The 26817-nt window shown below is 53.5% G+C and carries 27 protein-coding genes; 9 read left to right on the forward strand and 18 right to left on the reverse strand.

What is annotated here, in order from left to right; all coding sequences use genetic code 11:
• Positions 1-74: 74 nt before the first annotated feature.
• Both PHN51_01405 and nrdR read right to left on the reverse strand, forming a co-directional pair.
• Positions 75-2951, reverse strand: coding sequence for a vitamin B12-dependent ribonucleotide reductase (locus tag PHN51_01405; protein ID MDD2817435.1), 2877 nt, complete (start codon positions 2949-2951; stop codon positions 75-77).
• A 54-nt stretch (positions 2952-3005) separates the two neighbouring features.
• Positions 3006-3494 (reverse strand): transcriptional regulator NrdR, encoded by a 489-nt coding sequence (gene nrdR / locus PHN51_01410; protein ID MDD2817436.1) that lies wholly within the window; start codon positions 3492-3494, stop codon positions 3006-3008.
• Positions 3495-3974: 480 nt separating this feature from the next.
• Between nrdR and PHN51_01415 the strand changes: the two genes are divergently transcribed.
• Genes PHN51_01415 through PHN51_01425 form a run of 3 tightly spaced genes read left to right on the forward strand, consistent with a single transcriptional unit; the run spans position 3975 to position 4944 of the window.
• Complete coding sequence (locus tag PHN51_01415) at positions 3975-4184, forward strand: hypothetical protein (GenBank protein MDD2817437.1); 210 nt, start codon at positions 3975-3977, stop codon at positions 4182-4184.
• Positions 4181-4576, forward strand: a complete 396-nt coding sequence (locus tag PHN51_01420; GenBank protein ID MDD2817438.1) for a hypothetical protein — start codon at positions 4181-4183, stop codon at positions 4574-4576. The genes PHN51_01415 and PHN51_01420 overlap by 4 nt, the downstream gene beginning before the upstream one ends.
• A 50-nt stretch (positions 4577-4626) precedes the next feature.
• Positions 4627-4944, forward strand: a complete 318-nt coding sequence (locus PHN51_01425) for a hypothetical protein (GenBank protein ID MDD2817439.1) — start codon at positions 4627-4629, stop codon at positions 4942-4944.
• A gap of 51 nt (positions 4945-4995) precedes the next feature.
• Here the strand turns inward: PHN51_01425 and PHN51_01430 are convergent, their stop codons facing one another.
• A complete protein-coding gene (locus tag PHN51_01430; GenBank protein MDD2817440.1) occupies positions 4996-5295 on the reverse strand; it encodes a DUF4193 domain-containing protein in 300 nt (99 codons plus the stop codon).
• Positions 5296-5623: 328 nt separating this feature from the next.
• Here PHN51_01430 and PHN51_01435 point away from each other — a divergent pair, with 328 nt between their 5' ends.
• Positions 5624-5878 (forward strand): hypothetical protein, encoded by a 255-nt coding sequence (locus tag PHN51_01435; GenBank protein MDD2817441.1) that lies wholly within the window; start codon positions 5624-5626, stop codon positions 5876-5878.
• On the forward strand, positions 5875-6153 hold the full coding sequence (locus PHN51_01440; protein ID MDD2817442.1) for a ribbon-helix-helix domain-containing protein: 279 nt from the start codon (positions 5875-5877) through the stop codon (positions 6151-6153). Before PHN51_01435 ends, PHN51_01440 begins: the two co-directional genes overlap by 4 nt.
• A gap of 65 nt (positions 6154-6218) precedes the next feature.
• Here the strand turns inward: PHN51_01440 and PHN51_01445 are convergent, their stop codons facing one another.
• The 4 genes from PHN51_01445 to PHN51_01460 all read right to left on the reverse strand — a co-directional run bounded on the left by PHN51_01445 (position 6219) and on the right by PHN51_01460 (position 10185).
• Positions 6219-7856 (reverse strand): hypothetical protein, encoded by a 1638-nt coding sequence (locus PHN51_01445; protein ID MDD2817443.1) that lies wholly within the window; start codon positions 7854-7856, stop codon positions 6219-6221.
• A complete protein-coding gene (locus PHN51_01450; GenBank protein MDD2817444.1) occupies positions 7856-8524 on the reverse strand; it encodes a response regulator transcription factor in 669 nt (222 codons plus the stop codon). The genes PHN51_01445 and PHN51_01450 overlap by 1 nt, the downstream gene beginning before the upstream one ends.
• A 13-nt stretch (positions 8525-8537) precedes the next feature.
• Positions 8538-9704: a YncE family protein gene (locus PHN51_01455; GenBank protein ID MDD2817445.1), complete on the reverse strand. Its 1167-nt coding sequence runs from the start codon at positions 9702-9704 to the stop codon at positions 8538-8540.
• 73 nt (positions 9705-9777) lie between these two features.
• Positions 9778-10185: a LysM peptidoglycan-binding domain-containing protein gene (locus tag PHN51_01460; protein ID MDD2817446.1), complete on the reverse strand. Its 408-nt coding sequence runs from the start codon at positions 10183-10185 to the stop codon at positions 9778-9780.
• A 279-nt stretch (positions 10186-10464) separates the two neighbouring features.
• Here PHN51_01460 and lexA point away from each other — a divergent pair, with 279 nt between their 5' ends.
• Complete coding sequence (lexA, locus tag PHN51_01465; protein MDD2817447.1) at positions 10465-11214, forward strand: transcriptional repressor LexA; 750 nt, start codon at positions 10465-10467, stop codon at positions 11212-11214.
• Between the two features lie 442 nt (positions 11215-11656).
• Here the strand turns inward: lexA and PHN51_01470 are convergent, their stop codons facing one another.
• The 4 genes from PHN51_01470 to PHN51_01485 form a co-directional block, all read right to left on the reverse strand.
• A complete protein-coding gene (locus PHN51_01470; GenBank protein ID MDD2817448.1) occupies positions 11657-11779 on the reverse strand; it encodes a hypothetical protein in 123 nt (40 codons plus the stop codon).
• A gap of 915 nt (positions 11780-12694) precedes the next feature.
• Entirely contained in the window at positions 12695-13942 is a 1248-nt protein-coding gene (locus PHN51_01475) for an acyl-CoA dehydrogenase family protein (protein ID MDD2817449.1), read from the reverse strand.
• An 11-nt stretch (positions 13943-13953) separates the two neighbouring features.
• The gene (locus PHN51_01480; GenBank protein MDD2817450.1) at positions 13954-15051 is read right to left on the reverse strand and encodes an acyl-CoA/acyl-ACP dehydrogenase; all 1098 of its coding nucleotides are present in this window, start codon (positions 15049-15051) and stop codon (positions 13954-13956) included.
• Between the two features lie 71 nt (positions 15052-15122).
• The gene (locus PHN51_01485; protein MDD2817451.1) at positions 15123-16832 is read right to left on the reverse strand and encodes an MFS transporter; all 1710 of its coding nucleotides are present in this window, start codon (positions 16830-16832) and stop codon (positions 15123-15125) included.
• Between the two features lie 164 nt (positions 16833-16996).
• On the opposite strand from PHN51_01485, the gene PHN51_01490 reads away from it, so the two are divergent.
• Together PHN51_01490 and PHN51_01495 are read left to right on the forward strand one after the other, a co-directional pair.
• On the forward strand, positions 16997-17299 hold the full coding sequence (locus tag PHN51_01490; protein ID MDD2817452.1) for a hypothetical protein: 303 nt from the start codon (positions 16997-16999) through the stop codon (positions 17297-17299).
• A complete protein-coding gene (locus tag PHN51_01495; GenBank protein MDD2817453.1) occupies positions 17283-17630 on the forward strand; it encodes a hypothetical protein in 348 nt (115 codons plus the stop codon). The genes PHN51_01490 and PHN51_01495 overlap by 17 nt, the downstream gene beginning before the upstream one ends.
• Here PHN51_01495 and PHN51_01500 read toward each other — a convergent pair.
• Genes PHN51_01500 through PHN51_01515 form a run of 4 tightly spaced genes read right to left on the reverse strand, consistent with a single transcriptional unit; the run spans position 17627 to position 22973 of the window.
• Positions 17627-19585 (reverse strand): ATP-dependent DNA helicase, encoded by a 1959-nt coding sequence (locus tag PHN51_01500; GenBank protein MDD2817454.1) that lies wholly within the window; start codon positions 19583-19585, stop codon positions 17627-17629. The two genes, PHN51_01495 and PHN51_01500, sit on opposite strands and share 4 nt — an antisense overlap.
• Positions 19578-20984 (reverse strand): GTPase HflX, encoded by a 1407-nt coding sequence (gene hflX / locus PHN51_01505; protein MDD2817455.1) that lies wholly within the window; start codon positions 20982-20984, stop codon positions 19578-19580. Before hflX ends, PHN51_01500 begins: the two co-directional genes overlap by 8 nt.
• 7 nt (positions 20985-20991) lie before the next feature.
• Positions 20992-21849: a diaminopimelate epimerase gene (gene dapF / locus PHN51_01510; GenBank protein ID MDD2817456.1), complete on the reverse strand. Its 858-nt coding sequence runs from the start codon at positions 21847-21849 to the stop codon at positions 20992-20994.
• A 5-nt stretch (positions 21850-21854) separates the two neighbouring features.
• Complete coding sequence (locus tag PHN51_01515; protein ID MDD2817457.1) at positions 21855-22973, reverse strand: glycosyltransferase family 4 protein; 1119 nt, start codon at positions 22971-22973, stop codon at positions 21855-21857.
• A 30-nt stretch (positions 22974-23003) separates the two neighbouring features.
• Here PHN51_01515 and PHN51_01520 point away from each other — a divergent pair, with 30 nt between their 5' ends.
• Positions 23004-23813 (forward strand): PIG-L family deacetylase, encoded by an 810-nt coding sequence (locus PHN51_01520; protein MDD2817458.1) that lies wholly within the window; start codon positions 23004-23006, stop codon positions 23811-23813.
• On the opposite strand, the gene miaA is transcribed toward PHN51_01520, so the two are convergent.
• Genes miaA through miaB form a run of 3 tightly spaced genes read right to left on the reverse strand, consistent with a single transcriptional unit; the run spans position 23750 to position 26804 of the window.
• Positions 23750-24682, reverse strand: a complete 933-nt coding sequence (gene miaA, locus PHN51_01525) for a tRNA (adenosine(37)-N6)-dimethylallyltransferase MiaA (GenBank protein ID MDD2817459.1) — start codon at positions 24680-24682, stop codon at positions 23750-23752. The two genes, PHN51_01520 and miaA, sit on opposite strands and share 64 nt — an antisense overlap.
• Positions 24679-25362: a hypothetical protein gene (locus tag PHN51_01530; protein ID MDD2817460.1), complete on the reverse strand. Its 684-nt coding sequence runs from the start codon at positions 25360-25362 to the stop codon at positions 24679-24681. Before PHN51_01530 ends, miaA begins: the two co-directional genes overlap by 4 nt.
• On the reverse strand, positions 25359-26804 hold the full coding sequence (miaB, locus tag PHN51_01535) for a tRNA (N6-isopentenyl adenosine(37)-C2)-methylthiotransferase MiaB (protein MDD2817461.1): 1446 nt from the start codon (positions 26802-26804) through the stop codon (positions 25359-25361). The genes PHN51_01530 and miaB overlap by 4 nt, the downstream gene beginning before the upstream one ends.
• Between the last annotated feature and the right edge of the window lie 13 nt (positions 26805-26817).

Raw genomic sequence — 26817 nt, forward strand, 5'->3', positions numbered from 1 at the left:
TCCGAATTGATTCCACAAACTGGCGAATGGGGCCCTAACCAAAGTTGGTCGGGCCCCATTCGTTGAGTTATCGATTAGCTGCAACCACTGGTGCTGCCGCAACCCTCACACACGTAGCAGCTGCCTGCTGGCCGCATCTTGATACCGCAGGTCATGCACAGCGGTGCATCACTTGCAGTGCCCGTGATCTGCTCCATGAGTTCAGCACTCGAGTGAGCGATCTTGACTTCTTGCTTGGTTGATGCTGCTGGTGCTGCAGTTTGAGTTGCAGTAGCAGTTGCTTCAGCTGCAACTTCAGTGGCTGCATCTTCAACATCGTTGTCGAAGTCAGCTGCTGGAGCTGGGTTGTAGCTTGCCGCAACCGTTGCGGTGCGCTCATCGGCACTGAAGATGCCTAGGGCTTCGCGCTGCTCGTATGGCAAGTAATCCAATGCCAAGCGACGGAAGATGTAGTCCATGATCGACTGGCTGATCCGGATATCTGGATCGTCGGTCATGCCTGCAGGCTCAAAGCGCATGTTCACGAACTTGCTCACGAAGGCTTCCAGCGGCACGCCGTACTGAATGGCGATGCTGATCGCGATCGAGAACGCATCCATCACACCAGCAAGCGTGGAACCCTGCTTGCCGAGCTTGAGGAATACCTCACCAAGCGCACCATCTTCGTAGCTGCCTGCGGTCATATAGCCCTCGGCGCCAGCGACACTAAATGATGTCGTGCGGCTTGGACGTGACTTAGGAAGACGACGACGAGTTGGCTTGCCAGCAAGTTCAGCAATAGCTTCGGCGGTCAGCTCGATAATGTCATCGACCTTCTTTGCCTTGGCATCGCTGAGCGGCTGGCCAACCTTGCAGTTGTCGCGGTAGATCGCAAGCGCCTTGACGCCCATCTTCCATGCTTCGAAGTAGATCTCCTCAACTTCGTCGATGGTGGCATCTTCTGGCATGTTCACGGTCTTTGAAATTGCACCGGAGATGAATGGCTGCACTGCTGCCATCATGCGCACGTGACCCATTGGGGTGATGGAGCGAGCACCCATAGCGGTGTCGAAGATCGCGTAATGCTCGAGCTTCAAACCTGGGGCGTCGATCACGTGACCGTTTTCGCCAATGAATTCAACAATGGCTTCAATGGTTTCTTCGGTGTAGTTCAAGCGACGAAGCGCCAACGGAATGGTCTGGTTGACGATCTGCATTGAGCCGCCGCCAACAAGCTTCTTGAACTTGACCAATGAGAAGTCAGGCTCGATACCGGTGGTGTCGCAATCCATCATGAAGCCGATGGTGCCGGTTGGTGCAAGCACGGAGGCTTGCGCGTTACGCCAGCCGTTCTTCTCACCTGTCTTGAGTGCTTCAGCCCAGGTCTTGGTTGCGACCTTGAGCACATCGCCATCAAGGGAAGAGAAGGCGCGCACGTTGTCGTTAGCCGAAGCATGCTTGCGCATGACGCGCTTGTGACCTTCTTCGTTGCGCTTGTAACCGTCGTAAGCACCAACGATGCCTGCGAGCTCTGCTGAGCGCTTGTAAGCAGAAGCGTTCATCAAGCTGGTGATGCTTGCTGCAAATGCGCGGCCAGCTTCTGAGTCATAAGGAAGGCCGGTTGCCATCAACAATGCACCGAGGTTTGCGTAACCGATGCCAAGCTGACGGTAACGACGAGTGGTGTCACCAATTGGTGCGGTTGGGAAGTCAGCAAAGCAGATGGAGATGTCCATTGCGGTGATGATGAATTCCGCAGCCTTAGCAAAACGCTTGGCGTCGAATGTTCCGTCTTCCTTCAAGAACTTGAGCAAGTTCAAGCTTGCAAGGTTGCAAGAAGAGTTGTCCAGGCTCATGTATTCAGAGCAAGGGTTTGATGCGTTGATGCGACCGGTTTCTGGGTTGGTGTGCCAGTCATTGATGGTGTCGTCGTACTGGATACCAGGATCGGCGCAAGCCCATGCTGCTTCGCTCATCTTGCGGAAGAGCTGCTTTGCATTGATGGTTTCAACAACTGCACCGTCGGTGCGTGCGGTCAAACCAAATGGCTCGTCGTTCTCAACAGCGCGCATGAACAGATCGCTAACGCGAACTGAGTTGTTTGCGTTCTGATACTGAACAGAAACGATGTCTTTGCCACCAAGATCCATGTCGTAGCCAGCGTCGCGAAGTACGCGGATCTTGTCTTCTTCGCGAACCTTGGTCTCGATGAATTCTTCGATGTCTGGGTGATCAACATCGAGCACGACCATCTTTGCTGCACGGCGAGTTGCGCCGCCGCTCTTGATGGTGCCTGCTGATGCGTCAGCGCCGCGCATGAAGCTCACTGGGCCTGATGCGGTGCCACCTGAACTCTTGAGAAGTTCTTTCGCACTGCGGATTCTTGAGAGGTTGAGGCCTGCGCCTGATCCGCCCTTGAAGATCATGCCTTCTTCGCGGTACCAGTTCAGGATCGAATCCATGGTGTCGTCAACGCTGAGGATGAAGCATGCGCTGACCTGCTGTGGTGAGTTGGTGCCAACGTTGAACCACACTGGTGAGTTGAAGCTGAACACCTGGTTCAACAACATGTCGGTGAGTTCGAGTTCAAAGATGTCGCCGTCAGCTTCGGTGCGGAAGTATCCGTTTTCGCGGCCAGCCTTGGTGTAGGTAAGCACGACTCTGTCGATGAGCTGCTTAAGGCTCCACTCGCGGTTCTCTGCGCCCACTGCACCACGGAAGTACTTGGTGGTGACGATGGTTGAAGCGTTCACGCTCCAAAAATCAGGGAATTCAACGCCGCGCTGCTCGAAGACGATCTCGCCGGTCTTCCAGTTCGTCTGAACAACGTCGCGACGTTCCCACGTCACGGTGTCGTATGGGTGCTTACCTTCAGCGGTGTAAAGGCGCTCCATTACGAGGCCTGGCTTGTTCAGGGTGTTATGGATAAAACCCTCTTTGGTACTGGCCGGAGTACTTGTGGTGACCGACATGGGTGGTGCCTTTCTTTCATTTTCGGATAAGGACCGGGAAGCCTTTGTGGGGAACTACTTGGTGGTGCTGGTGGTGCTCGGCTCTTGTCCGAGTGGTTCGCCCTCTGCGCGCAGCAGTGCGATCTCGGCTTCGAAATCCTCAAGGGTGTCGAAGGAGCGGTAGACGGAAGCAAAGCGGAGGTAGGCAACTTCATCGAGTTCACGAAGCGGCCCCAGGATGGCTAGGCCAACCTCTTGGGTAGGGACTTCAGACGCACCAGCGGCACGCAAGGTGTCTTCTACCTGTTGAGCTAATCGAGCAAGATCGTCATCACTGACGGGACGGCCTTGGCAGGCTTTGCGCACACCGTTGACCACCTTTTGGCGATTGAAGGTTTCCAGAGCGCCAGATCGCTTCGCGATCAGGAGGATTGAGGTCTCAGCCGTAGTGAACCGGCGACCACATTGGGCGCATTCGCGACGACGACGGATAGCTAGGCCATCCTCAGCCGCCCGGGAGTCGACCACGCGGGAATCGTCTTCTTTGCAGAATGGGCATCTCATCGGTGTCTCTCCCTTCTCATCTGTTTACTTCCGTAACATCTGTTTCACTTCTTCGGCCGTCTTGGGGATTTCTTGGGGGAAATCTTGTGGACAACCTGTGGTTAGCGAACCACTACCTGTGGAGTAATCACGACGTTGTAACTACTACATCTAGGGGTCGAAACATTACTGTGCGCTAGGCCACTTTGCAAGATTTCGACACCGACACGCCGCCACGATTCTTTTTTGCCCCTGATTTGGTCGTGCTGTGTGGGTTTTGCTCGAGTATTCGGGTCATTCCTGGGGTCCACTGCCCCACTTCTTTTACTTTCGCGTTATCCACAAGCCCTATCTATAGGGGCTAGCTCTGACATTGGGGTTTGCCTGCTTTTCTCCTTGAGCGCTCGTTGGTTATCCACTGCAGGTGGAATGTCTGGATTGCGTCCACAGATTGCGAGTCTGGCCTTTTCTTCTTGGTGTCTAGTAGATTAGACAGCAAGGGTGAAACGTCGAGAATTTATCGCGATCCTGAGCACCTTGGCTCACGAGGCAGGCGTTGAGTTTGTCTTTGTGCGCAATGGAAGCCGCCATGACATCTATCGCGTCCATCACCTCCCGATCAGCATTCCTCGGCATCGGGAACTTTCAGAAAGATTGACAGTTCGAGAAATTGGCAATTGCAAGAAATACCTCAAGGAGTTGAAGCCATGAGAAAAAAGTACAAGGTCTTTGCGGTTCAAGACGGCCCTTGGTGGTCATTACATATTCCAGGCATTGAAGGCGCCCTTGGCGGTGAAATCAATACGCAAGCTCGCAGAATTAATCGCATTGAGAGTATGGCTCGAGATGCAATTTCACTCATGCTCGAAGCTCCTGCAGATTCTTTTGATATCGATATCCACTTCGAGATGACAGATGAGATGCGCGCAGTGCTCAATGAAATCAACGAAGCAAAAGCTTCCGCTCTCCAAGCTCAGTCACTACTTGCTCAACGCACACGTTCAGCCGTGCGGTATTTACAAGCCCATGGTTTGAGTACTCGCGATAGCGGCACACTCATTGGCCTTTCAGCACAAAGGGTTTCGCAGTTACTTTCTGAGTGAGCGATCCTCAACCATTGATCTAGAACAAAAAGTGCTGCACGATATTGATCATGGCATCTCAAACCCACAGTCATAGCGATCGTCGGATCACACTCGCCCTCACCGAGAGCGAACTTGCTGACCTCAATCAAATAATCGCAGACCGGTCACTTCGTGAAGCCCTTGAAGAACTTTCTCATAGCGAAGTCACGGCAACCCACGACACTGACTCAGGGCTCATTCGCGCTATTTTGGTTTGCGGGATGAGCGCAGTTCATGGTCACGCCGAAACCCAGGGCTACAGAGAACTTGCTAATTCACTAACAGCAGAAGATGTTGAAGAAAGACTCCATTACGCCACTCGACACCGTGCTAACTGGACCGACTAACGACACGCCATTCGAATGAATTCTCATTCGATCCGTGATTGACGCTAACGACTAGTCGCAGTCCAGGCAGACAGGCTTCTTCAGATCGCCATTGGCAAGCTGGGTGTTGTTCTTCACCAGGAAGCAACGAGTGCAGGTGAACTCGTTTGACTGAATAGGCACCACGCGAACCTCAAGGGAAAGGCCCGACAGGTCAGCACCAGGAAGCTCGATGTCTTCGGCACTGATGTCGTTCTCATCGATCTCAATGGGGGTCTGCGATTGGGCAGCAGCAGCCTCTTTGAGGTGCTCAAGACTTTCGGCAGCCTCTTCAGAGTCGGTCTTACGCGGGGCGTCGTAGTCAGTTGCCATGGTGTTGGTGCTCTCCTTGATGTTCTTCGCCACGTAGATGGTCGAAGGAGGCGGACTTTACCTTGACTCCCCCACAGATTAGGGACGTGGGGCAGGCGCGTGTTCGGTCCGTTGTCCTGTTCAACAATCCTTAACGCTTTTTATTCCACTCGGGGCAAAACGGACAGGCGATATCGCCTCGTTTTCCACAAGGTCTTATCGCCTGGATCTCGTCCACAGATCGAGGTATGCGGCTTCCACTGGGCTTTGCCCCATCCCATGCTCGCCGCATGAATCAGCTTCAACCCTTGCCATCTGGATATTTTCGTACTACGTTAATGAGCGTCTGGTGTTAATCATCAACTCCAGCGCCAGAAAACATGGAATAGCTGAGGCTGACATAGAGCACGCAATTGCTTGGGGGTTTTATCAACGAATCCTCGAAGAAGAGATACCCAGGCGAGTGCTTCATGTCGGCCCCGATGGTTCAGGCAATCCCCTGGAAATCATCACCTTGCATTTTGATGATTCCAAAACCGTTGTGATTCATGCCATGAAAGTCACTCAGCAGTACCAGTGGATTCTCAAGGAGCGAGCAAAATGAAAAAGAATGATCAAGGCGAAGAAATACTTGGATATTCAGGCGGCATGGCGATAACTCAATCGATCATCGAAGAGCTTGCCGCCGAAGCCGAACGCGGTTACACCCGCGAACAGTTGCGACGAGGGCGCCCATATTTGGGTTCTGCGATTGCTAAAACCGTGCAAGTGAAATTGAGCCCAGAGCTTCACGTGTTACTGGAAAAACGTGTTGCGGCTGAAGGAAAATCACGCAGCGAGGTGGTGCGCGAAGCTTTGACGAAATACCTTGCAAGTTAGCGAATTACTGGCACCACAATCGATTGTCCACCAGGACATGAAACGGCTTGTCGATTAAGCGTTATCTAAAACACCAACTGCAAGCGAGTACTGAATTCATCCGAGTCAACCTTGATCTGCTCACTCAACACCGCCCCCAACCATACGTTCCCCATTCCAAGCGGTGCGCTTTCATTCAAGAGAGCGTTCGTGCGAGCATCAAGATGCAGGTCTTCCCCATGGTTGGTCAGTGAGAACGTAATTTGGGTTGCGCCAGCGCGACGCACAGCATTCGTCACCACTTCTTCAATCGCTGCCACAACAAGACTTAGCCGTGAATCACTGACATCAACAGAGGCCGCGATATCAAGATCTATTGCCGCAATCCCCTGCCACGCCTGTTGAATCCTCTCAATGCGCTGCAATGGCGTGAGTTGACTCTTATGAAAATCCTGCGCAATCGAGCGATTCACTAACGCGGCTAGACGCTCCCATGATTCCTCTGCCGCTTTCGTGCCCGGCGTTGCTTGATCAAGCTGTAGCGCTAAACCGGTGAGCTCTGATTGCAACGTGTTGTGCAGATAACTCGACATCGCCTGATGCTCTAACGGGGTCAACGTGTCAACGCGCTCTTCGATCACTTTCAAAATTTGGGTGCGATCTTGCTGGTCCAGTTTCAATGAGGCTGAGCCAATAACTAAGAACAACATTGCGAAGGGAACGAAGGCATACGTAACGATCGGAGCTGCCGGATTTACCCATGAGCCTTGAAGGTTCATAACGAGATCCGCGGCGATTACTGGGAGATACACACTTGCCAACACCAATAGTGGCGCCAAGAACTTGTTGGGCCAGCTACGGATCACTCGCGCACTCAAGGTCAACGCCAAAAAGAAAAAGGCAGAATTCACTGCCGCACTCAGCACACCTCGCTGGGTTCCGAACAACACCGGAGCGCCAATCGTTGCAACAATCCACCACAGCAGCACTACTGGCACGATGGGAACAGTGAAGCCGACAATCGCATCGCGAATCACCATTGAATAGCGAGCATGGGGTTCACGTGACTGCCCACTAAACCAAATGCGATGACTCAGCGGACGAATTCGGTGTTCGATCTCCCATCGAATCGCTGCAGCAGCGTCATCCAAATCCTGCTGCGTGGGTTCTACTGTCGTAGCTGCATCGGCAAGAGCTGACTTCAATTGAGACACTTCAGCAAGCCCCTCAAGGTGCCGAGCAACATTTCGCACCGCAACTTGATGAACAAGATCTTGATATCGCGTGCGGTACTGGCGCTCCTTGGCAACGATGATGCTTGAAGCTGGCAGCCAAACCAACGCTGCCAGAACTGCGTTGATGAAACGCAATGGGCCAAGCCAGTGTTCACCATGCTGTGACACTGCGACGACCAATGCGAACGTGACCGCCCGCACCACGCCAACCACAGCTGACACCAGTACCAGCGACCACACACCACGGATGAGGGTTGCCAACAGGAACGAAGACGCAACAGTCATCACGCCGACAACAAACGCAGCCAGCACACGCCAAGCCACGCTTACTTCCCACGTCAATGCAACGGTGAGGGCTGATACTGCACCAAAAATCCACATGGTGATGGGAGTGAAGCGAGCCTGCTGCACCCACTGGAGCCACATATGCGCTCCATGATCATGTGCACCGCGGGTTTTGCCAAGAACTTCCTTCACTTGGTTACGCACTAACTTGGCATCGCTTTGCCGGAAAGTTGCACATACGCGCGCGTTAATAACACCCGAGGGTTTCCTTGAGCCGAATCCAGGGATAACGCTTCCATTACGCGGGAAATTGTGCGCTCAACTGCTTTATTGCTCACCTGCATCGCAAGCGCAATCTCTGCATTAGTGCGACCTTCGGCAACAAGCTTGAGTACCTGCATTTGATTGTCTGTCAGTTCGCGCACCATGGAAGCCGAAGACGTTAACTTCAGTGGCTCACGCACTGCCTGCAAGAGTGTCGTGCGAAGCAAATCCACGTCATCGAGTGCAGTTTTGATGAGATAGCGGGCCCCTCTGGGAAGCGCGCGTTCACTTGGATCCTTGATTCGTGGATCAGAGAAACTTGTGAGAAGAATAAGGCCGATATTTGGCAAACGCTCTCGAAGTGCATAAGCCAAATCAATACCTGACGGCCCAGCTCCTAAATCCAAATCCAAGAGCGCAATTTCCACTGGCTCACCCCTTGCCCCTGCATCCTCAAAGGCTGCAAGTGCTTGCGCAGAGTTCGCACTTTGCCCAACGACAACAAAACCCAATGAGGTCAGTGACGTGACAAGCAACGCACGCGTAAAGGCTTCGTCTTCAACTAGGAGCACCCGAGCGTGAATCACTTGACCATTATTGGCCGTCAAGTGTCGACCTGCGCTATCGCACAGACCAAGTGCTCGCTGAGTTGTAATAGGGCTGACGCACGCACACAAACCCACCGGTGCCGCCATTGGGCCATTGCGCCCAGCTACGACCCCAAGCCTGATCCTTAAGACTGGCCAAGGCTGGGAAATCTGCGAGGTCCTTTGGTTGAATTTCGCAGGTTCCATCGCTTGTTCGGGCGTACTGCTGCATTGCTGCGGTGGGAATGTTGTCACCAAAGAGCTGAGCGACCAGTGAAATGAAAGTGACCGTGTTGTCGGTGGCGTTGAGGACATACGCACGCGTTGCGTCAGCGTTCACAGCAACATCTGTTGCCCCGGCACCTACTGGATATGTAGCCGACACTGCGCCTGTTACTAGTGAGAAGACTTTCAGTAACCGCCCTGTGCCGTCAGTTACATATCCAACGCCGCGGGCGCTTTGCACAGCAATGCTCGAAAGGTTTCCACCGATAACTAGTTGACTATTCGGCCCACCAGTTCGGCGAAACACATCAACGATTCCGCTTGTTTCAGGCACATAAGAAGTTACGCCATCATCGGAAATCGCAAGGCCAGTAATAACGCCTGTCGCCATGAAGTTGATACCACTGTTGATGTAACGAACTACGGACGTTCCGGAAACAGCAAGCTCAGATGCATTTTGCGAAACCGCGACAAAATAGCGATCGATCGATCCGGTATACACAATTGAAGTGGCGTAGGTGTTGGTATCAATCGCAGCAACTCTGAAATTTCCACTGCCGCAGGCGATATAGACGGCACCACCCAATGGGTTATAGGCCATAGCTCGAGGATCAGTACACCCCGAGATCGATGACACTGCCTGTACAAGTGTTCCATTTGCAGCGTTGATAATTTTATAGGCCGCGCCCGCAATCACAACGATTACGCGGGTGCCATCTGGGCTGATCGCGATCGCTGTAGGTGAACCAGTCACATTCCACGTATCAATCACCTGATTGGTGCTCGTGCTCACTACTGAGACAGCGTTGTTGGTGTTACTAGTGACGAATGCTTTTGATCCATCAGGACTCAACACCATGTGTTGCGAACCAGTGGGCAGAGCAACAGTGGCAACCACTGCGCCTGCTTGTGCCTGCGAGATACCCGCGAAGCTAAGGGTCAAGACGGATAAACCTAGGAGAACAATGCGTCGCATTACTGCAGGCTAGAAAAGCTGCATTGCCTTGCCTAATCACATGTGGGGATGTCCCCACCATGACGCCGACTGACTATCGAACTACTGGCACCACAATCGACTGACCAACTGCAACCACAGCGGTGTTCATGCCGTTGAGATCCTTGATGTCATTGATCGTTGCGCGAGGGTCCTGATCAGGCGCAATGGTTTGCGCAATTGACCACAGTGACTCACCTGGCTGCACGACAACGGTTGCTGTTGCTGGCCCAGCATTCGTTGATGTTGCAATTGCCTTGGAACCAAACAGCATCATCGCGGCGAACAGCGCAACAACAACGGCGAAGAACACGACCAGGCGACCGCGACGCGTAAGGCGCAGTGACTGCTTCTTCGTGGTGGCAGGGGCTTTCGCCATTGCCGACCGGTGGGATTGACCGGCCGCACGAGGTGCCCGTGGCAGTGGGCGGCTAACTGGAGCTACTGAGAGTGCGATCGCCATGGTCGTGCCTTTCATTCGGGGAAGAATGTTCAGTTGGTCTTGCTGGTATTGCTGGTATTGCCTAGCCGGTCTTTCTTATTCTTTCGAACACCTGTTCGATCGAACGTATGTGCGATTTCTAGCAGATTCCCTAGCGACACGTCCAGCACATTCGAACATGTGTTTGATTTGGCGTGTCGCATCGGTTAACGTGAACCCTGTCTTGAGGGTCTGACATTGCAGATGTTCGAGTCGTTCTTCCCTAAGAAATGCCCGATGTTCGAATGGTTGGAGTGGAAAATGAGCAAGATCGTGGAACTGCCTGACGGCCCGGCAGATAGCGACGGCCTCACCACACGTCAGCGCCAGATCCTGGTAATGATTCGCGAATCCATCGATGATCGCGGCTATCCCCCAAGCGTTCGAGAGATCGGCGAAGCCGTGGGCCTGACCTCTTCGTCCTCGGTCTCCCACCAACTCAAGAGCTTGGAAAAGCTCGGCTACCTACGCCGCGATCCCAATCGCCCACGCGCGATGGTCGTTGCTGATCCGTCGACTCCCCTGCCTGCAGCGCTCGGTGATGGCGGTTCATTTGTTTCTGGCCCATCGGGCACACCTGCATTGCAGGTCGTTGGTGATGACACTGAAGCACTTGCCGATTCACGCGTGCGTAGCGGCGCAGCACTGGTGCCCATGGTTGGTCGCATTGCAGCCGGTGGGCCAATCCTTGCTGAGCAAGAAGTTGAAGCAGTGTTCCCATTGCCTCGCGATCTTGTTGGCGATGGCGAACTCTTCATGTTGCGTGTCAGCGGCGACTCAATGATTGATGCAGCAATCTGTGATGGCGACTGGGTTGTCGTGCGTAGCCAAGCAACTGCAGAAAACGGCGAAATCGTTGCTGCACTGTTAGACAACGAAGCCACCGTGAAAACGTTGAAGCGTCGCGATGGTCATGTGTGGTTAATGCCACACAACCCTGCGTACGCACCAATCCTTGGTGATGACGCAACCATCATGGGCAAGATTGTCAGCGTGCTGCGCAAGATCTAATAACCACTGCGGTTATTGATTTTTCTCGACCTTCTGTTGTATTTTGGTGGGGCACCAGCAGTTCATGCTGCTGATGCCCCGAAGGTGCTATCCGTAGCCCCGAAGGGTACGAATGAGGTCCGCAATGGCCCTGACAGTTTGTGCGGTTCCATTAAGAATTCCGCACACTGTCAGGGCCATTCGCATTCCCCGACCAGTTTCCTGATCCACTCCTCCACCTCCCTTCTTCACCGCGGCTGCATCTCATTGACACAACCGCGGCGAAAAAGGTGCGGTGAATTGAACATAAATACGAGGCAATGTTTGCGCTACGTCCGAATGAAAACTGTGGATGAGATCCACAGTCCGCTAGTTGCTGTGGATGGAAACCTTGAAAACATGTTGGCGTTGTTGTAGTTTATGAGGGCACCAGCAGTTCGTGCTGCTGATGCCCTCGAAGGTGCTATCCGTAGCCCCGAAGGGTTTGGATGAGTTCAGCGATCGCTCTGACGAGTTGTGCGGTTCCGTTAAGAATGCCGCACACCGTCAGGGCTACTCGCTTCACCCGATCAGATTGCTGACCCACACCTCCACCTCCCTTCTTCACCGCGGCTGCATCTCATTGACACAACCGCGGCGAAAAAGGCGAGGTGAAGTGAACATAAATACGACGCAATGTTTGCGCCATGTCCGATTGAAATCTGTGGATGAGATCCACTAACGCTGTACAGCTGTGGATATAAACCTTGAAAACATGTTGGCGTTGTTGTACTTTATGAGGGCACCAGCAGTTCGTGCTGCTGATGCCCTCGAAGGTGCTATCCGTAGCCCCGAAGGGTACGAATAAGTAGAGCGATTGCCCTGACGAGTGTTGCGGTTCCGTTAAGAATTACGCACACCATCAGGGCTACTCGCCGCAACCAATCGAATTTTCGATCCACACCTCCACCTCCCTTCTTCACCGCGGCTGTATCTCATTGACACAACCGCTGCGAAAAAGGTGCGGTGAAGTGAACATAAATACGCGTGAAGGCCTGCGCCACAGCCGATTGAAATCTGTGGACGAGATCCACAGTCCGCTAGTTGCTGTGGATATAAACCTTGAAAACATGTTGGCGTTGTTGTACTTTATGAGGGCACCAGCAGTTTGTCCTGCTGATGCCCCTAACCGGAGTTATCCGTAACCCCGAAGGGTCCGGAGTAGTTCTGCAAGGGCTCTGACCGTCTGTGTAATTCCGTTAAGAATTGTGCACAGGGTCAGGGCCCTTCGCATCACTGAATCGAATCGATTCACTCCGATACCTCCCTTCTTCACCACGACCACACCCGCTGTGTGTGATCGCGGCAAAGAAGGCCGGCTTGGTGAACCTAAAGGCGTTGGAATTCGCTTTGCAATGACCAAAGTGAAACTGTGGACGCCGTACCAATACAACATCTACTTGTGGAAAAGTCAGAGGGCCTGCAGCTTTCGCTACAGACCCTCTGACGTTAGGTGATGGAGTTAGTTCGTTCGTATTTCCTTGAACGGCATATCGCGATCTAGCTGCGGTTCCTTTGGCAGACCAAGAGTGCGCTCACCAAGAATGTTGCGCATGATTTCTGGTGTTCCACCAGCAATTGCGCCGCCTGGTGAAGCAAGCAGGTTCGTGGCCCAACGCAATGACTCTTCATCATCGTTGGTCCAGGCCTGACCTGATTCAGCAAGAAGATCCATTGCCATATCGGCCACCTGCTTACCCAATTCAGAACCAGCGAGCTTGGCGATCGAACCTTCAGGCCCTGGAGCCTTTCCTGACTTCAGGCTGGCGCGCATGCGATCACCAAGGATTGCCAGCGTGCGCTCTTTAACCCAAATCGTCGCCAATTCATTACGAGTCACTGGATCAGTGATGGCACCGGTGCTTGTTGCCAGTTCAGCCAAACGATCGAACTGCACGGTGCCTGTGCCACGACCGAGTCCGCCGCCGCCGGCACCGATACTCACGCGCTCGTTCATCAAGGTGCCAATTGCTGCGGTCCAGCCTTGATCCACCACACCAACGAGCGACGTTGCTGGAACTCGCACGTTGTCGAAGAACACTTCATTGAAACCACTTGCACCACTCATCTGACGAAGTGGGCGAACGGTAACGCCGGGAGCCTTCATATCAACAATGAACATAGTGATGCCCTTGTGCTTTGGCACATCAGGATTTGTACGCGTAACGATCAAACCAAAGCTCGCGTAGTGCGCACCTGAGGTCCAGACCTTCTGCCCATTGATGACCCACTCATCGCCATCCTTGACAGCCTTGGTGGTCAAGCCAGCAACGTCTGAACCTGCGCCTGGTTCAGAGAACAACTGGCACCAGATTTCATCGCCACGAAGCATCGGCCCGATGTGACGCTTGCGCTGCTCTTCGGTTCCGTACTGCAAGATTGTTGGCGCACACATGCCAAGAGTCACCATGAACGGTGTGCTTGGCATGACGTAGCCACTTGCCTCTTCGTTGAACACCCGCTGGTGGTTCATGGTCAGGCTCTGGCCGCCGTATTCCTTTGGCCAAGAAAGCCCAGAAAGACCAGCGTCATACAACGTGTTCTGGAATTTGCGCGCAACAACCAGGAAGTCTTCGGTTTCGCCTTCTTCGACTTCATCCTTCTTGTCGGTTGCTACAGCGTCTTCGCGCGTGGCATTGGTGGCGAACCAGTCGCGAACCTTGATGCGGAACTCTTCGAGTTCTGCTGGAGTTTCAATTGAAGTAGTCATTGTCATATCTCCTAGTAACCCAAGCCAACAAGCAGTGCTTCACGATGTTGCGCAGGTGTGCCAAACAAGGCACTTGTACTACGTGCGCGACGGAAGTAGAGGTGAGCGGGATGCTCCCAGGTGTAGCCAATGCCGCCATGCACGCGAATATTGGTGAGTGTTGCATCGGTGAACACTTCTGAACATGCGATCTTTGCCAAACTTGCAGGAAGTGTGATGTCTTCACCTTCCGCAGCACGATCAGCAGCATCTTCAGCAGCACCACGTGCCTGCTCAACTTCAACAAGCGTGTTAGCACACATGTGCTTAATGGCTTGGAAGGAACCAATGATGCGACCAAACTGCACGCGCATCTTTGCGTACTCCACCATCATCTTCAGGATTGCATCAGCGCCACCGATTTGCTCGCTTGCCACCAGGGTCGCTGCGAGGTTTTGAATCTGCGTGAGCTGCTCTTGAGCATTCAATGCCAGCGGCGTTGCCTTGGCATTGTTCAAAGTAATTGCACTCTGCTTGCGAGTGAGGTCCATTGCATTGAGGTCGGTGCGCTGCACATCAGCCGCGTCCACCACAAAAATGCCTGGACCTTGTGGGGTGCTGGCACTGACGATGTAAAGATCAGCACCGCCGTTATCGAGTACGAAGCTCTTATCGCCGGTAATAGTCCATGCGTCACCACTTTGAGTCGCAACGGTGTTGTTGATCGTTGCTGGCCATTGGTTGGCCGCTTCACTGAGTGCCAACGCTGCTGTGGCACTGCCGGCAGCAAGTGCCTCCAGATACGGCTTGCTTGCGCTGGCGTTGTCACAGACCAAGAACGCAACGGTGCCAAGCGCTGCACTAGAAAGCATCGGCAGTGGAGCAAGGGTGCGCCCGAATTCCTGAAGCACTGCGCCAAGTTCGCCAAGGCTGGCTCCTTGTCCACCAAATTCCTCCGGGATAACCAAGCCAGCAAGGCCAAGGCCTTGGGCTGCTTTGGTCCATTCACCCGCAGGCACGTCTTCCTTGCCATTGGCAATGCGATGAACCTTGTCGATTGGGAACGTGGAATCGAGGTAATCCGCGACCGCTGCTTTGAGCGCCTCGCGTTCTTCGGTCATGACAGACATGCAAACAACCTTCCTTGGCAGGTACGCGAATCGTGCCAGAGAAGGGGCAAAAATGTGGGCGAATCGTCTAACTAAATGGTGAGTTCCTGGAGGGAATTTTCCGGAGCCGCCTGCACCTTGGCCTCACACGTTGGCTGGCCATCAATCTCAACGACCACGCGGTAGGACCCTGGCTGCGGCAGCACGATCGAATAGCTGCCGTCATCGTCAGTGCGCTCAAAGTCAATTTGTTGACCTTGCTCGGTCAGATACGTCACCTTGGCTTGCTTGACTGGATTTCCTTGTTCATCGCGAAGAGTTCCACGCATGACGAACTCGTGCGGATTTACCGTGAGCTGAGATGGGTCTTCCTTAGCGAGTGCGCCAGCACCAACACTGAGCGCTTCATTTCGCTTAGCCAAGTGAGCAGGTAAGAACACGGCGACAACCGCGCCAGCGAAACCACAAATACCCGCTGCGACATACACCGCGGTGAAGGCCGATTCACTTGGGTAGATCTTTCCGCCAACCACGATGGTCATGCCCGTAAGGAACGCGGCCACGGTTGCACTGGAGATCGACATGCCAACGTTGCGAATCACGTTGTTCAAACCATTGGCCGAAGCAGTTTCAGTGATCGGCACTGATCGCATGATGATGTTGGGCGCAGCCGACATGGATGTCATCGTGCCAAGTGACACCACAATTGCGCCGATCATGATCTGCCATGGGGCGTCCATGTAAAACATACGAATGACGTAACCGATACCAAGGAAAAGCCCGCCCAAAATAAAGGTGATCTTTGGTCCGTACACGTTGGTAATACGCGCTGCAAGTGGCGCCATGATCACCATCGATAACGAGGCCGGAAGAATCAACAGACCTGCGTGGGAAACCGAGAAACCAAATCCATATCCGCTTTCCTCTGGCATTTCCAAGAACTGAGTGCTACTCAACATGTTTGCGTACATCGCAAAGCCAACAAGCATCGACGCGATGTTCGTTAACAACACGGCCTTCTGCGCACTTGTTCGCAGATCAATAATTGGATGCCCGCTTTTGAGTTCATACGGGAACCAATAAAGCATGACGCCAAGGGTGACTGCCCAGCACGCAAGAATTCCAGGGCTTAGCCATCCCCAATGCGAGCCTTTGGTGACGCCGAGCAAGAACGCAGTCAATGCAACAGAGATAAGAACAGCGCCGCGCACATCGAAGCGACCACCAGCGCGAACTTTGGATTCAGGAACAACAGCGAAGATCGCAAGCCCACACAGGCTGCCCGTGATCACCGAGACCCAGAAAATCCAGTGCCATCCCAAGCTTTCAAAGATGATGCCCCCGAATGGCAAACCAATAGCTGAACCCACGCCCATTGAGCCACTCATGAAGGCAACACCCGATGCAAGACGCTCAGGCGGGATCAGATCGCGCATGATGCTCATGCCAAGGGGAATCAATGCGATAGCGAATCCCTGTAATGCGCGGGCCACGATCAGCACGCCGAGGTTTTCACTCAACGCACCAATAAGTGACCCGATCACCATCACACCAATACTGATGAGCATCATCTTGCGCTTGCCATACATGTCAGCAAGGCGCGACATCGTGGGAATAGCCACGACGCTGGAAATCAAGGTTGCGGTGATCAGCCACGAAGCGTTATCTGCGGTGCAATTTAAGATGCCCGGAATTTGGGCAAGCAACGGAATGAACATCGTCTGCATGATCGCCATGACCATGCCTGATGTCGCCAACACCGCGATGGTGACGGTGGGCGAGAAATTCCGCTTGAACTGCATGGATCGCTTTCGACTAGTGAACGATTGTTCACCATGAATTCTACGCGGTGCTACGAATAAAAGGGGGCATTTCGGATATCCACCGGCATCGCTCACCTGGGTTGGCATGCACAGATTGCCATCGCACCAAGAACAAGCCACTCATCTTCCCGTTAAGTGCCCATATGGCCATCATTGACATTGGGGATTTTGCACTGCAAAATAGAGGCAAGCCACTGAGGTTTGCCCGCTCCTCGCGCTCACACCACATTGGTCGGGGTCGGATGATCCAAGTACTCCTTGCACCACAAGCGATTTGGCGCTTCCCCCACGAACGTGCAGACGAGTACAAGGTCATGGTGGTCGGTGAAGATCACACAGGTCGAAGATTTGAACTGATCGTCGTCGTGACAGGACATGAATTACTTGTTATTCATGCAATGGATTTACGAAAGAAGTGGAGGTGGCTTCATGAAACGCACGAGTGATACCCATGGCTCTCATGACAATGATGTCCTGTACGTGTCCGCCGATGGCACACCATTTACCGAAGCCGATGCACAGAAAATCTCCAATGACTTTTCGCGCGATGATTTCGATCTCTCGTCACTTGAATTGGTGTGGACCAAGAAATCAGGACGACCACCGCTCTTTGGCCAGATCGGAACTTCTCCACAAATTACTTTTCGACTTCCTCATGAGCTTCGCCAAAAAGCAGTCGCGCTAGCAGAGCAGCGCCAATTATCACTTTCCCAGTTGGCTCGCCTTGCCGTCGAAGAATTGGTCAATAGTGCAATTCCTCCGGAAGACACGAACTAGTCCTTTAAGAAATCTTCATTCAGACGCTTCAACGAGCCCACCACGATCTCTTTATCGGTGGTGAACCAAAACGGCGGCAAGCTCGCCCGCAATGATTTTGCATAACCCGCGTTAGCTAAGCGTGAATCAAGCACTGCCACTACGCCTTTGTCGTTCGCTCCGCGGATGAGGCGCCCAACACCTTGGGCGAGCAACAACCCGGCTTTCGGAACTGAGATCGCACGGAAGCCTGAACCACCAGCATCGTCAATTGCTTGTTGGCGTGCAGCTATCAGCGGGTCGTCAGGACGCGGGAATGGAATGCGGTCAATCACGACACAAATGCAACTTTCCCCTGGCACGTCAACGCCCTGCCAAAGGGAAACCGTTCCTAGCAACGTGGTGGCTGGGGTTTCAGCGAAGGCTTTTACCAACGTGCCCACTGCATCACCTCGCTTTTGCACGAGCATCGGGTACTTCTTGTTGTCTAAGCGCACTCGCAAATATTCCGCTGCGCGTTCAACACCTCGCCAACTTGAAAACAGCGCCAACGTGCGCCCACCTGCTGCTTCAATCAATTCAGCCAAGGTGTCCAGGGCTTCCATCGGAACACCATCGCGATCGGGCGCAGGTAATTCGCGCGCCACATACAAAATGCCTTGCTTGGCGTGATCAAAGGGTGAGCCAACATCCATAGTGTTCACATCGGCATCGGTGAGACCAAGACTTGCGATCAGTGAATCAAAGCCGCCACCAACAGTCAGCGTTGCGCTCGTGAGCACCACTGGGCTCTTGGCAAAGAGTGAATCCCGCAGGAGGCCACCAATAGATAACGGGGCTCGGCGGAGGACTGGCGCACGATTCTCACCGGGATCAAGCCACACAACGTCGTAATCACCTGAATTGATGATCAAGCCTGCGGTGTCATGCATCTCCTCAACTACCGCTTTGGCCTGCTGCAATTTGGCAAGCGCGTCAGGATCCTTTTCTTCCTTATTTGCATTGAGCACCGTCATTACTTGATGCCCGCTATCGCGCAACAAAGTCAACGCCAAGGTCAGCGACTGCGGCATCGGATCGAGCCTTGTCGGACCTTTGAGATCAAGACATAACTCGCGAAGTTCATCATCGAATGCATCCATGGCATCCTGTAACTGCGCCAAGGTAGGTTCATCAACCAAACGCTTCGATCGGCCTAGTGATCTCTCAACCATCGCAACACTGAGCTCATTGGTCAGTGATCCGGTAGCACGATCAACGAGTTCGTGACCTTCATCGATAATGACCGCGCCGTGCTCAGGAAGCACTGGAATGTTTTCTAACGCGTCAATGGCCAACATTGCATGGTTGGTAATGATGATGTCAGCTTCATTTGCCTGCGCTCGACGCTTAGCCGTGAAGCAATCCTCGCCGTACACGCACTTACTTTCACCCACACATTCGCGCCGACCAACAGTCAGACTGCGCCATACCCGCGGATCGATTTCATCGTCATATTCGTCGCGATCACCGGTTTGCGTTTTCTCAGCCCATGCGCGCACGGCAACTACTTGCTCACCAAGCGCGCTGCGCTGGGTGTTGAACAACGCATCCGACTCATCATCGGGCACTGCACCGTGCAGCTTTTGTAAGCAGATGTAGTTGTTGCGGCCTTTGAGTACGGCATAGGTGATTGGCCGCTCGAATTCATCTTGAAGCGCTTCAACCATGAGCGGCAGGTCTTTATCCATCAGCTGACGTTGCAAGGCCAGGGTTGCTGTTGCCACCACGATGGGTTCTTTATTCGCGATGGCAGCAATTGCTGCTGGAACCAGATAACCCAGCGATTTACCGGTACCAGTGCCAGCCTGAATGATTGCGTGTCGATCACCTTGAATGGTGCTGGCAACCGCCTTAGCCATTGCGTGCTGGCCCTCGCGACGTTCGCCGCCGATCTTTTCTACGACCTTGTCGAGCGCATCATCAATCTCAGACACGTGCCTGCTGCAATTCAAAAGCTAAATGCTTGGGCACTCGTGCATGGATCTTTGTTCCACCTTCAAGGTGTTCAAGATCTAACACATCACCAAGCTCATGCGCACGCGAAATCAGATCGCCGCGTGAGTAAGGCACCACAAGGTCAACCTCTTCAAGGAATTGTGGAAGATCAGCTTCGATTGCAAGCAGCAGCTCTTCGATACCAGCACCAGTTGCAGCTGAAACCACCACTGCACCAGGTTCGCGTCGAAGAATCTGATTGATCATTTCTTGATCAGCAATGTCAGCTTTATTGATGACGATGAGTTCGGGAACTCCCCCGGCATCAATATCGTTCAGCACTTCTCTCACTGCAGCGATTTGTTCAAACGGTGCCTCATCGCTGCCATCAACCACATGCAAAATGAGATCTGCATCTTTAACTTCATCAAGAGTTGATCGGAAGGCTTCAACAAGCTGATGAGGAAGGTGGCGCACAAAGCCCACCGTGTCAGCAATCGTGAATTCACGTCCACTCGGCGTTTTGGTTTTACGTATCGTGGGGTCAAGGGTTGCGAACAGCGCGTTCTGCACCAATACACCGGCACCCGTGATTCGATTCAGCAAACTTGACTTACCCGCATTGGTGTAACCAGCAATCGCCACCGCAGGCACTTGCGCACGCTTGCGTGCTGCGCGCTGAGTGACTCGAGACTTTTCCATCTCTTTAAGTTCGCGGCGAAGCTTGGTCATCGAATCGCGAATGCGACGACGATCGGTTTCGATCTTGGTTTCGCCAGGGCCACGAGTGCCCACACCACCACCAGCACCACCGCCAGCACCACCAGCCTGACGAGAAAGGGCTTCACCCCAACCACGAAGCCGCGGAATCAAATACTGGAACTGTGCGAGGGCAACCTGAGCTTTACCTTCACGGCTACGTGCATGCTGCGCGAAGATGTCAAGAATCAACCAGGTTCGGTCAACGACTTTGACCTTCAAAATATCTTCAAGTTTGCGCAACTGACCAGGACTGAGCTCACCATCACAAATCACAGTGTCAGCTCTTGTTGCCTTCACAATTTGGTGCAGTTCTTCCACTTTTCCAGAACCCAAGTAGGTCGAAGGGTCTGGATGTTCGCGACGTTGGATCACTGCCTCGAGTACTTCTGCACCCGCGGTTTCAGCAAGAGCGGCCAGTTCGCGCATGCTGCGCTCGGCTTGTTCCAAGGTGCCTTGGGTCCACACTCCTGCCAACACAACCTTTTCCAGTTGCATCTGGCGATATTCGGCCTCACTGATGTCTTCAAGCTCAGTAGAAAAGCCACCTACCCGGCGAAGACTTTGACGATCCTCGAGTTCAAGCTCACCCGTGGAGATTCCGCGGGGATCATGTTCTTCGTAAAAGGTTTCAGTCATGGCTTACTTACGCTGGCAACAAAACCGTGCCACGGGCAACAAGCGTTGCTGGGCCAGTGAGTGAGAGATGTCCATTGGCAAGGAGACGAACAAAGACTGTTCCGCCTGGAACATCGACCTGAACCCCACCTTCGGCAGTTAGATCCATATTTGGGTAGCGCTCACTGGCTGCCCACGCAACAGCGCACGCACCCGTTCCACAACTCATAGTTTCGCCAGCGCCACGTTCGTGAACGCGCATTGCGACGTGATTTGATCCGCGCTGCACCACGAACTCAACGTTGACACCGTCAGGGAAAATAGTGGGAGGCAATACCGGAGGGGCTGTTTCCAAACTGCCGATATCTTCAAGATTTTCAACGAACGTCACGGCATGCGGATTTGGCATCAGCACAGCAACTGCCGGCCACAGTTCGTCTTGAATACCGACCAATGGAATGGCATCAGTTTCTGGCTGGCCTACTGGACCCATGTCAACGGTGATCGACAAATCTGAGTTCATCTTGCATTCACGTAAACCTGCACGTGTAGCTATCACGACATCCGATTCTGTGATCAGACCAACGGCATCGAGGTAGCGAATAAAGACGCGCACTCCATTGCCACACATTTCTGCGATGGAACCATCGGCATTGCGGTAATCCATAAAGAATTCAGCTGACGCAGCGAACTTCGCGAATTCAGGAACATGCTCGGTGCGCACCACGCGCAGCACCCCGTCAGCACCGATACCGGTGTGACGATCACACAGGAAGCGCACTTCGTCAGCAGTCAGATCACGCTTGCCGAGGAGGTCAGCGACGATAACGAAGTCATTGGCTGTGCCATGACCCTTAATAAAGGGAATTTCATTGAGGGCAGCCATGGGTTTTAGTCTAAGTGACGGGCACGCACATAAGCCTCGTCGACTCGGGCCAGCACGAGCGGCCATGACTGCTCAGGCGCAGTTGAGCGGTTGTGCTCCCCTAATTGCGCTAACAGCGCACGATCCTTGGCCAAACTCACGATAGCTGAGGCCATAGCGGAGTCGGTATCTGCGAGCAACCCTTCTTGGCTGTCGCGAATGAATTGCGTGGTGCCCGTTTGCGAACGAGCAACGACGGGTAGACCAGCCGCCCGCGCTTCCAGGGCTGCGATGCCAAAAGACTCTTTCACTGATGGCTGCACATACACATCGCTCATCGCGAAGATTTCGCGAATTCCTGCGTGATCCAAACGACCAGTGAAACTTACGAGATCCTTGAGACCATGTTGCTGGACGAAACTTTCCGCTCGCGAACGCTCTGGTCCATCGCCCACTAAACGCAAATGAATACGAGTATTGACGCCAGCACGTTCTTGCGCGGCTTTCACAATTTTGAGTAACGGCAGTGTGCGCTTACGCGGCGCTAAGCGCATGACCGTAACCAAATTCAAGGTCGCTTGTTCATGCTGCCGTGCAGGTAACTGCCAGTCAGCTACATCAATGCCATTGGGCAGTACCAGAACTTCACCAAGTGATGGCACCGCATGTTCTATTGCCTTTGCCGCCACCGCGCTCACTGCAGAGACCGTGACGCCCCACTTCGACCACTTGGCAATACGTTCACTGAGGCGATAGCCAGGGCTAGCCAGCGGCCCCCAAATTCCATGCACGGTGACCACTGTTGGAATCTTCAATTGATGTGCAGCGCGAATGGCCCCCCAAGCAAAGGGTGAGATCACGCCAACATGCACATGCACGACATCCACTGGCGATTCTTGTAGCGCTTGCACCACATGGTGACGGGTACGCGGATGAACGGGCAGATCACCAGGAATTTTCGCAGTGATGCGAGTGACAGGGAGACCATCGATGAGCTCGGTACCGCTGCGCACCGCACCCGGGGTTGCCGTCAGGATCTGCACCTCATCGCCTGCGGCTGCCTGATGCATAGCTAAAGCCCGCACCTGCGTCTCTATCCCACCCGTACGAGGCAGATAGCAATCGGTGACGTGGGCGATTCTCACCATGTGACCGTACGACAAGATAGGACGATCATGACAATCCACACGCCTGCACGCACGCTGGTCTTTGTGCATGCCCATCCCGACGATGAGGCATTACTCACGGCCGGAACGATGGCGCGCGCCGTGGCTGAAGGTCAACGAGTCATATTGATTGTCGCCACCAATGGTGCGGCGGGGCTTACTTCCTCAGGAAATGAAGGGGAACTGGCAGCGATGCGTTCCCGTGAGCTTGAAGTCTCCGCTACGGCTTTGGGTGTTCATCGCGTGGTTTGCCTTGGTTACGCGGATTCTGGATTACATGGCGAAGTCGCCGAAGGCCTCGCGCATGTTGAACGTTTCACTGTGGCTCAGCGCATCGCGGAAATTCTTGATGAGGAATCTGCCGACGTACTAGTGGGCTACGACCCATCAGGAGGCTACGGACACCCAGATCACCTTGCTGTGCACCGCGCCGTTCGGGCTGCCAGCGTGCTGGCAAAGAAAGCGCCAACCGTATTTGAAGTGACCTTGCCTCGCGAGCCCATTGCCCGCGCAGTGCGAACAGCAGGTCGGCTACACATCACCCCCAATGATTTTGATGCACACTCATTTGACTCAGCGTGGACACCCAAAGCAGACATCACTCATCGCATTGATGTGCGCGATTTCTGGGTGGAGAAGAAGGCTTCCTTGCGCGCTCACGCATCGCAGCATGAAGCTGATGGCCAGATTCGTACGTTGGCAGTACTGACTCGGTTACCGAAGCCAATTGCAACAATGCTGCTCGGCACTGAGTACTACTGCTTAGTGTCTGCCCCGAAAAGCGCACACACTTTCAACACCAACGCAGCATCGTTGTAGTCCAACCACGTAATCCGAGAATCTCCGGCAAACCATCGCTGCTGGCGCCGGGCAAATTTCTTTGTGATGGCAATAGTGGTGTTGATTGCTTCATCTAACGTGCAATCGCCCTCGAGATATTCCAGAATCTGGGTATAACCAAGTGCGCGAGATGCGGTGACTGAATTCTTTAGATCTGGTAGCGCCTTGACTTCTTCAACAAATCCATCGGCAATCATTTGATGGACACGAACGGCAATGCGTTCATCCATTTCTTGTCGCGGAATATGAAGCCCCACCCGCACGGTGGAATACAACTCCACGGGTTCGGGTAATTTGGCGTTATGGGGTTTCCCAGTGAGCTCAATGATTTCTAAAGCGCGTACTAATCTGCGCCCATTCGTTGGCAGCATCACAGCTGCTGATTTTGGATCGAGCTTGGCTAGCTGACGATGCAAGGCCAACGGACCTTCTTGTTCTAGCTGCACTTCATATTTTGCGCGCACGTGCGGATCTGTGGGCGGAAATTGCAAATCATCAAGAATCGCTGACACATATAAACCCGAGCCACCCACAACTATGGGCACTACTCCACGAGCAAGGACATCGTTGATTGCCGCACGTGCAGTGTCTTGATAATCCGAAACTGTCAGCACGTGATTACTTGGCCACACATCAAGCAAGTGATGAGCAATTCCTCCTCGCTCTTCTTCTGTGGGCGATGCTGTTCCAATGTCCATACCGATATAAGCCTGCATCGAGTCAGCGCTAATGATTTCCGCAGGCTGGCCTTGATCAATAAGTGCTTGGGCGACTTTGACGCTCAACGAGCTTTTACCTACGGCGGTCGGGCCAACAATGACTAACACCTGGCTAGTGCTCTGGCTCATGCGCGCCACGAGGCAACGAGGTAATTCACCCCAAACGGGGCTGATTCAAGAATGAGTGCACTTTGGGTTGGCTTATATGCGTTGGCTACTACCTGCCACACCGGCAAACCGCGACACCACAAGCGATCCGCGGTTGCCTGTTCAATAGCAAGGATTGATTCGCGATCAGCATTCCCAATCGCAGCATTGATTGCCTCATCAAAGGCAACAGCATCTGCCTGGATATAGCCCGGGGCCTTCTCTGTGCGGGTTGCCGACCCATCTCCTACAGCGATAACCAGCGTGCGTTGCGCTTCGCTCTTTGCGAGGAGTTCCTGCGCGATGACCTCTCGCTGTGCCGCAGTGGTCTGATGATCTATCACTAACGCCTGAACTTCGCCGCTCCAACCAGCAGTCACAACAACTGAAGCTCCAACTGTTACCGACTGGGGCAACTCTTCAACACCTGATCCAACTGCGTAATGACTTACTCCGCCAAAACCGCGAGTGCTACCAATGCCACCGTGCTCAAACCAAGTAGTGGTGTTCCCCACACCAATAATGACGACAAGATCGGCGTCTTGTTGAAGTTCAGCGACGAGTTCAATGGATGCCGCACGCTCATCGGCCAGCAAAGATTCAATGTCAACATCTGGGCAGAGCAACGGAGCTGCCGGAATGAACGCAACTCCGGTGATCATGGTTGGCCTACGCGAATCGTTGGCATTCCTAGCGATACTCCTGGAATTTCTGGTGGCAACTCACTCAGATCGCCCGCTTTGGTCCGGCGAACTGAAATCAACTTGTCGGAAACCATGTGAAATGGCGCCGCATGCGTAATTTCCGCCGTGACCACATCGCCTGGACGTGGACGTGGTTGATTTGGATCAACAGTGACGTGCACTAAGCGGTAATCAGGCGTGCGGCCTGAAACGCGGTCGGTATCGCCATCCTTGCGGCCTTCGCCTTGCGCAACGAGCACTTCTACAACCTTGCCCATTTGCTTGAGGTTTTCTTCCCAAGCAATTTGATTGCCAGCTGCAACTAAACGCTCATAGCGATCTTGCTTCACGGCATGAGGAACCTGATCAGGCATTTCAGCGGCCTCGGTGCCAGGGCGAGGTGAATATAGAAAGGTGTAAGCCATTGCAAAGCGTGCTTCTTTGACCACGTGCAGTGTCTGTTGGAAATCTTCTTCGGTTTCACCTGGGAAGCCGACAATGATGTCCGTGGTAATTGCCGCATCAGGCATCGCTGCGCGAACCTTGTCGATAATTCCGAGGTATTTATCTTGACGATAACTGCGACGCATCGCACGCAAGATCTCATTGGAACCTGACTGCAAAGGCATATGTAGTTGGTTCATTACATTTGGTGTGGCAGCCATGGCTTCAATGACATCGTCAGTGAACTCACCTGGATGTGGTGAAGTGAAGCGCACACGCTCTAGGCCTTCAATTTCACCGCAGGCACGCAGTAACTTGCTGAACGCTTCGCGGTCACCAAACTCCACGCCGTAGGCATTGACGTTTTGACCAAGGAGGGTGATTTCAGAAACGCCCTGCTCAACAAGTGCCTCAATCTCGGCCAGGATCTCCCCCGGCCGACGATCACGTTCTTTACCGCGAAGCGATGGCACGATGCAGTACGTGCATGTGTTGTTACAGCCCACGCTGATCGAAACCCATGCCGCATATGCAGATTCACGCTTAGCTGGCAGAACAGAAGGAAACTCAACTAAGGATTCCTTGATCTCAACTTGAGCTTCTTGCTCGATTCGAGCACGCTCCAGCAACACTGGCAATGATCCGATGTTGTGGGTACCGAACACGACGTCAACCACTGGGGATTTCTTGGTGATCACATGCTGGTCTTTTTGGGCTAAGCAGCCACCCACGGCAATTTGCATTCCTGGATTCTTGGCTTTAACCGGAACCAATTGGCTCAAATTTCCATAGAGCTTGTTATCTGCGTTCTCACGCACAGCGCAGGTATTGAACACGATGAGATCAGGCGTGGTGCCCTCATCAAACTTGATATAGCCGGCTTCCTCGAGCATGCCAGCAAGGCGCTCAGAGTCATGCACGTTCATCTGGCAGCCATGGGTGCGCACTTCATAGGTGCGAGGGGCAGGCTGATTCACCCCGACAGTCTAG

The sequence above is a fragment of the Candidatus Nanopelagicales bacterium genome, from assembly GCA_028687755.1.
In the GTDB taxonomy this organism is placed as follows: domain Bacteria; phylum Actinomycetota; class Actinomycetes; order S36-B12; family S36-B12; genus UBA11398.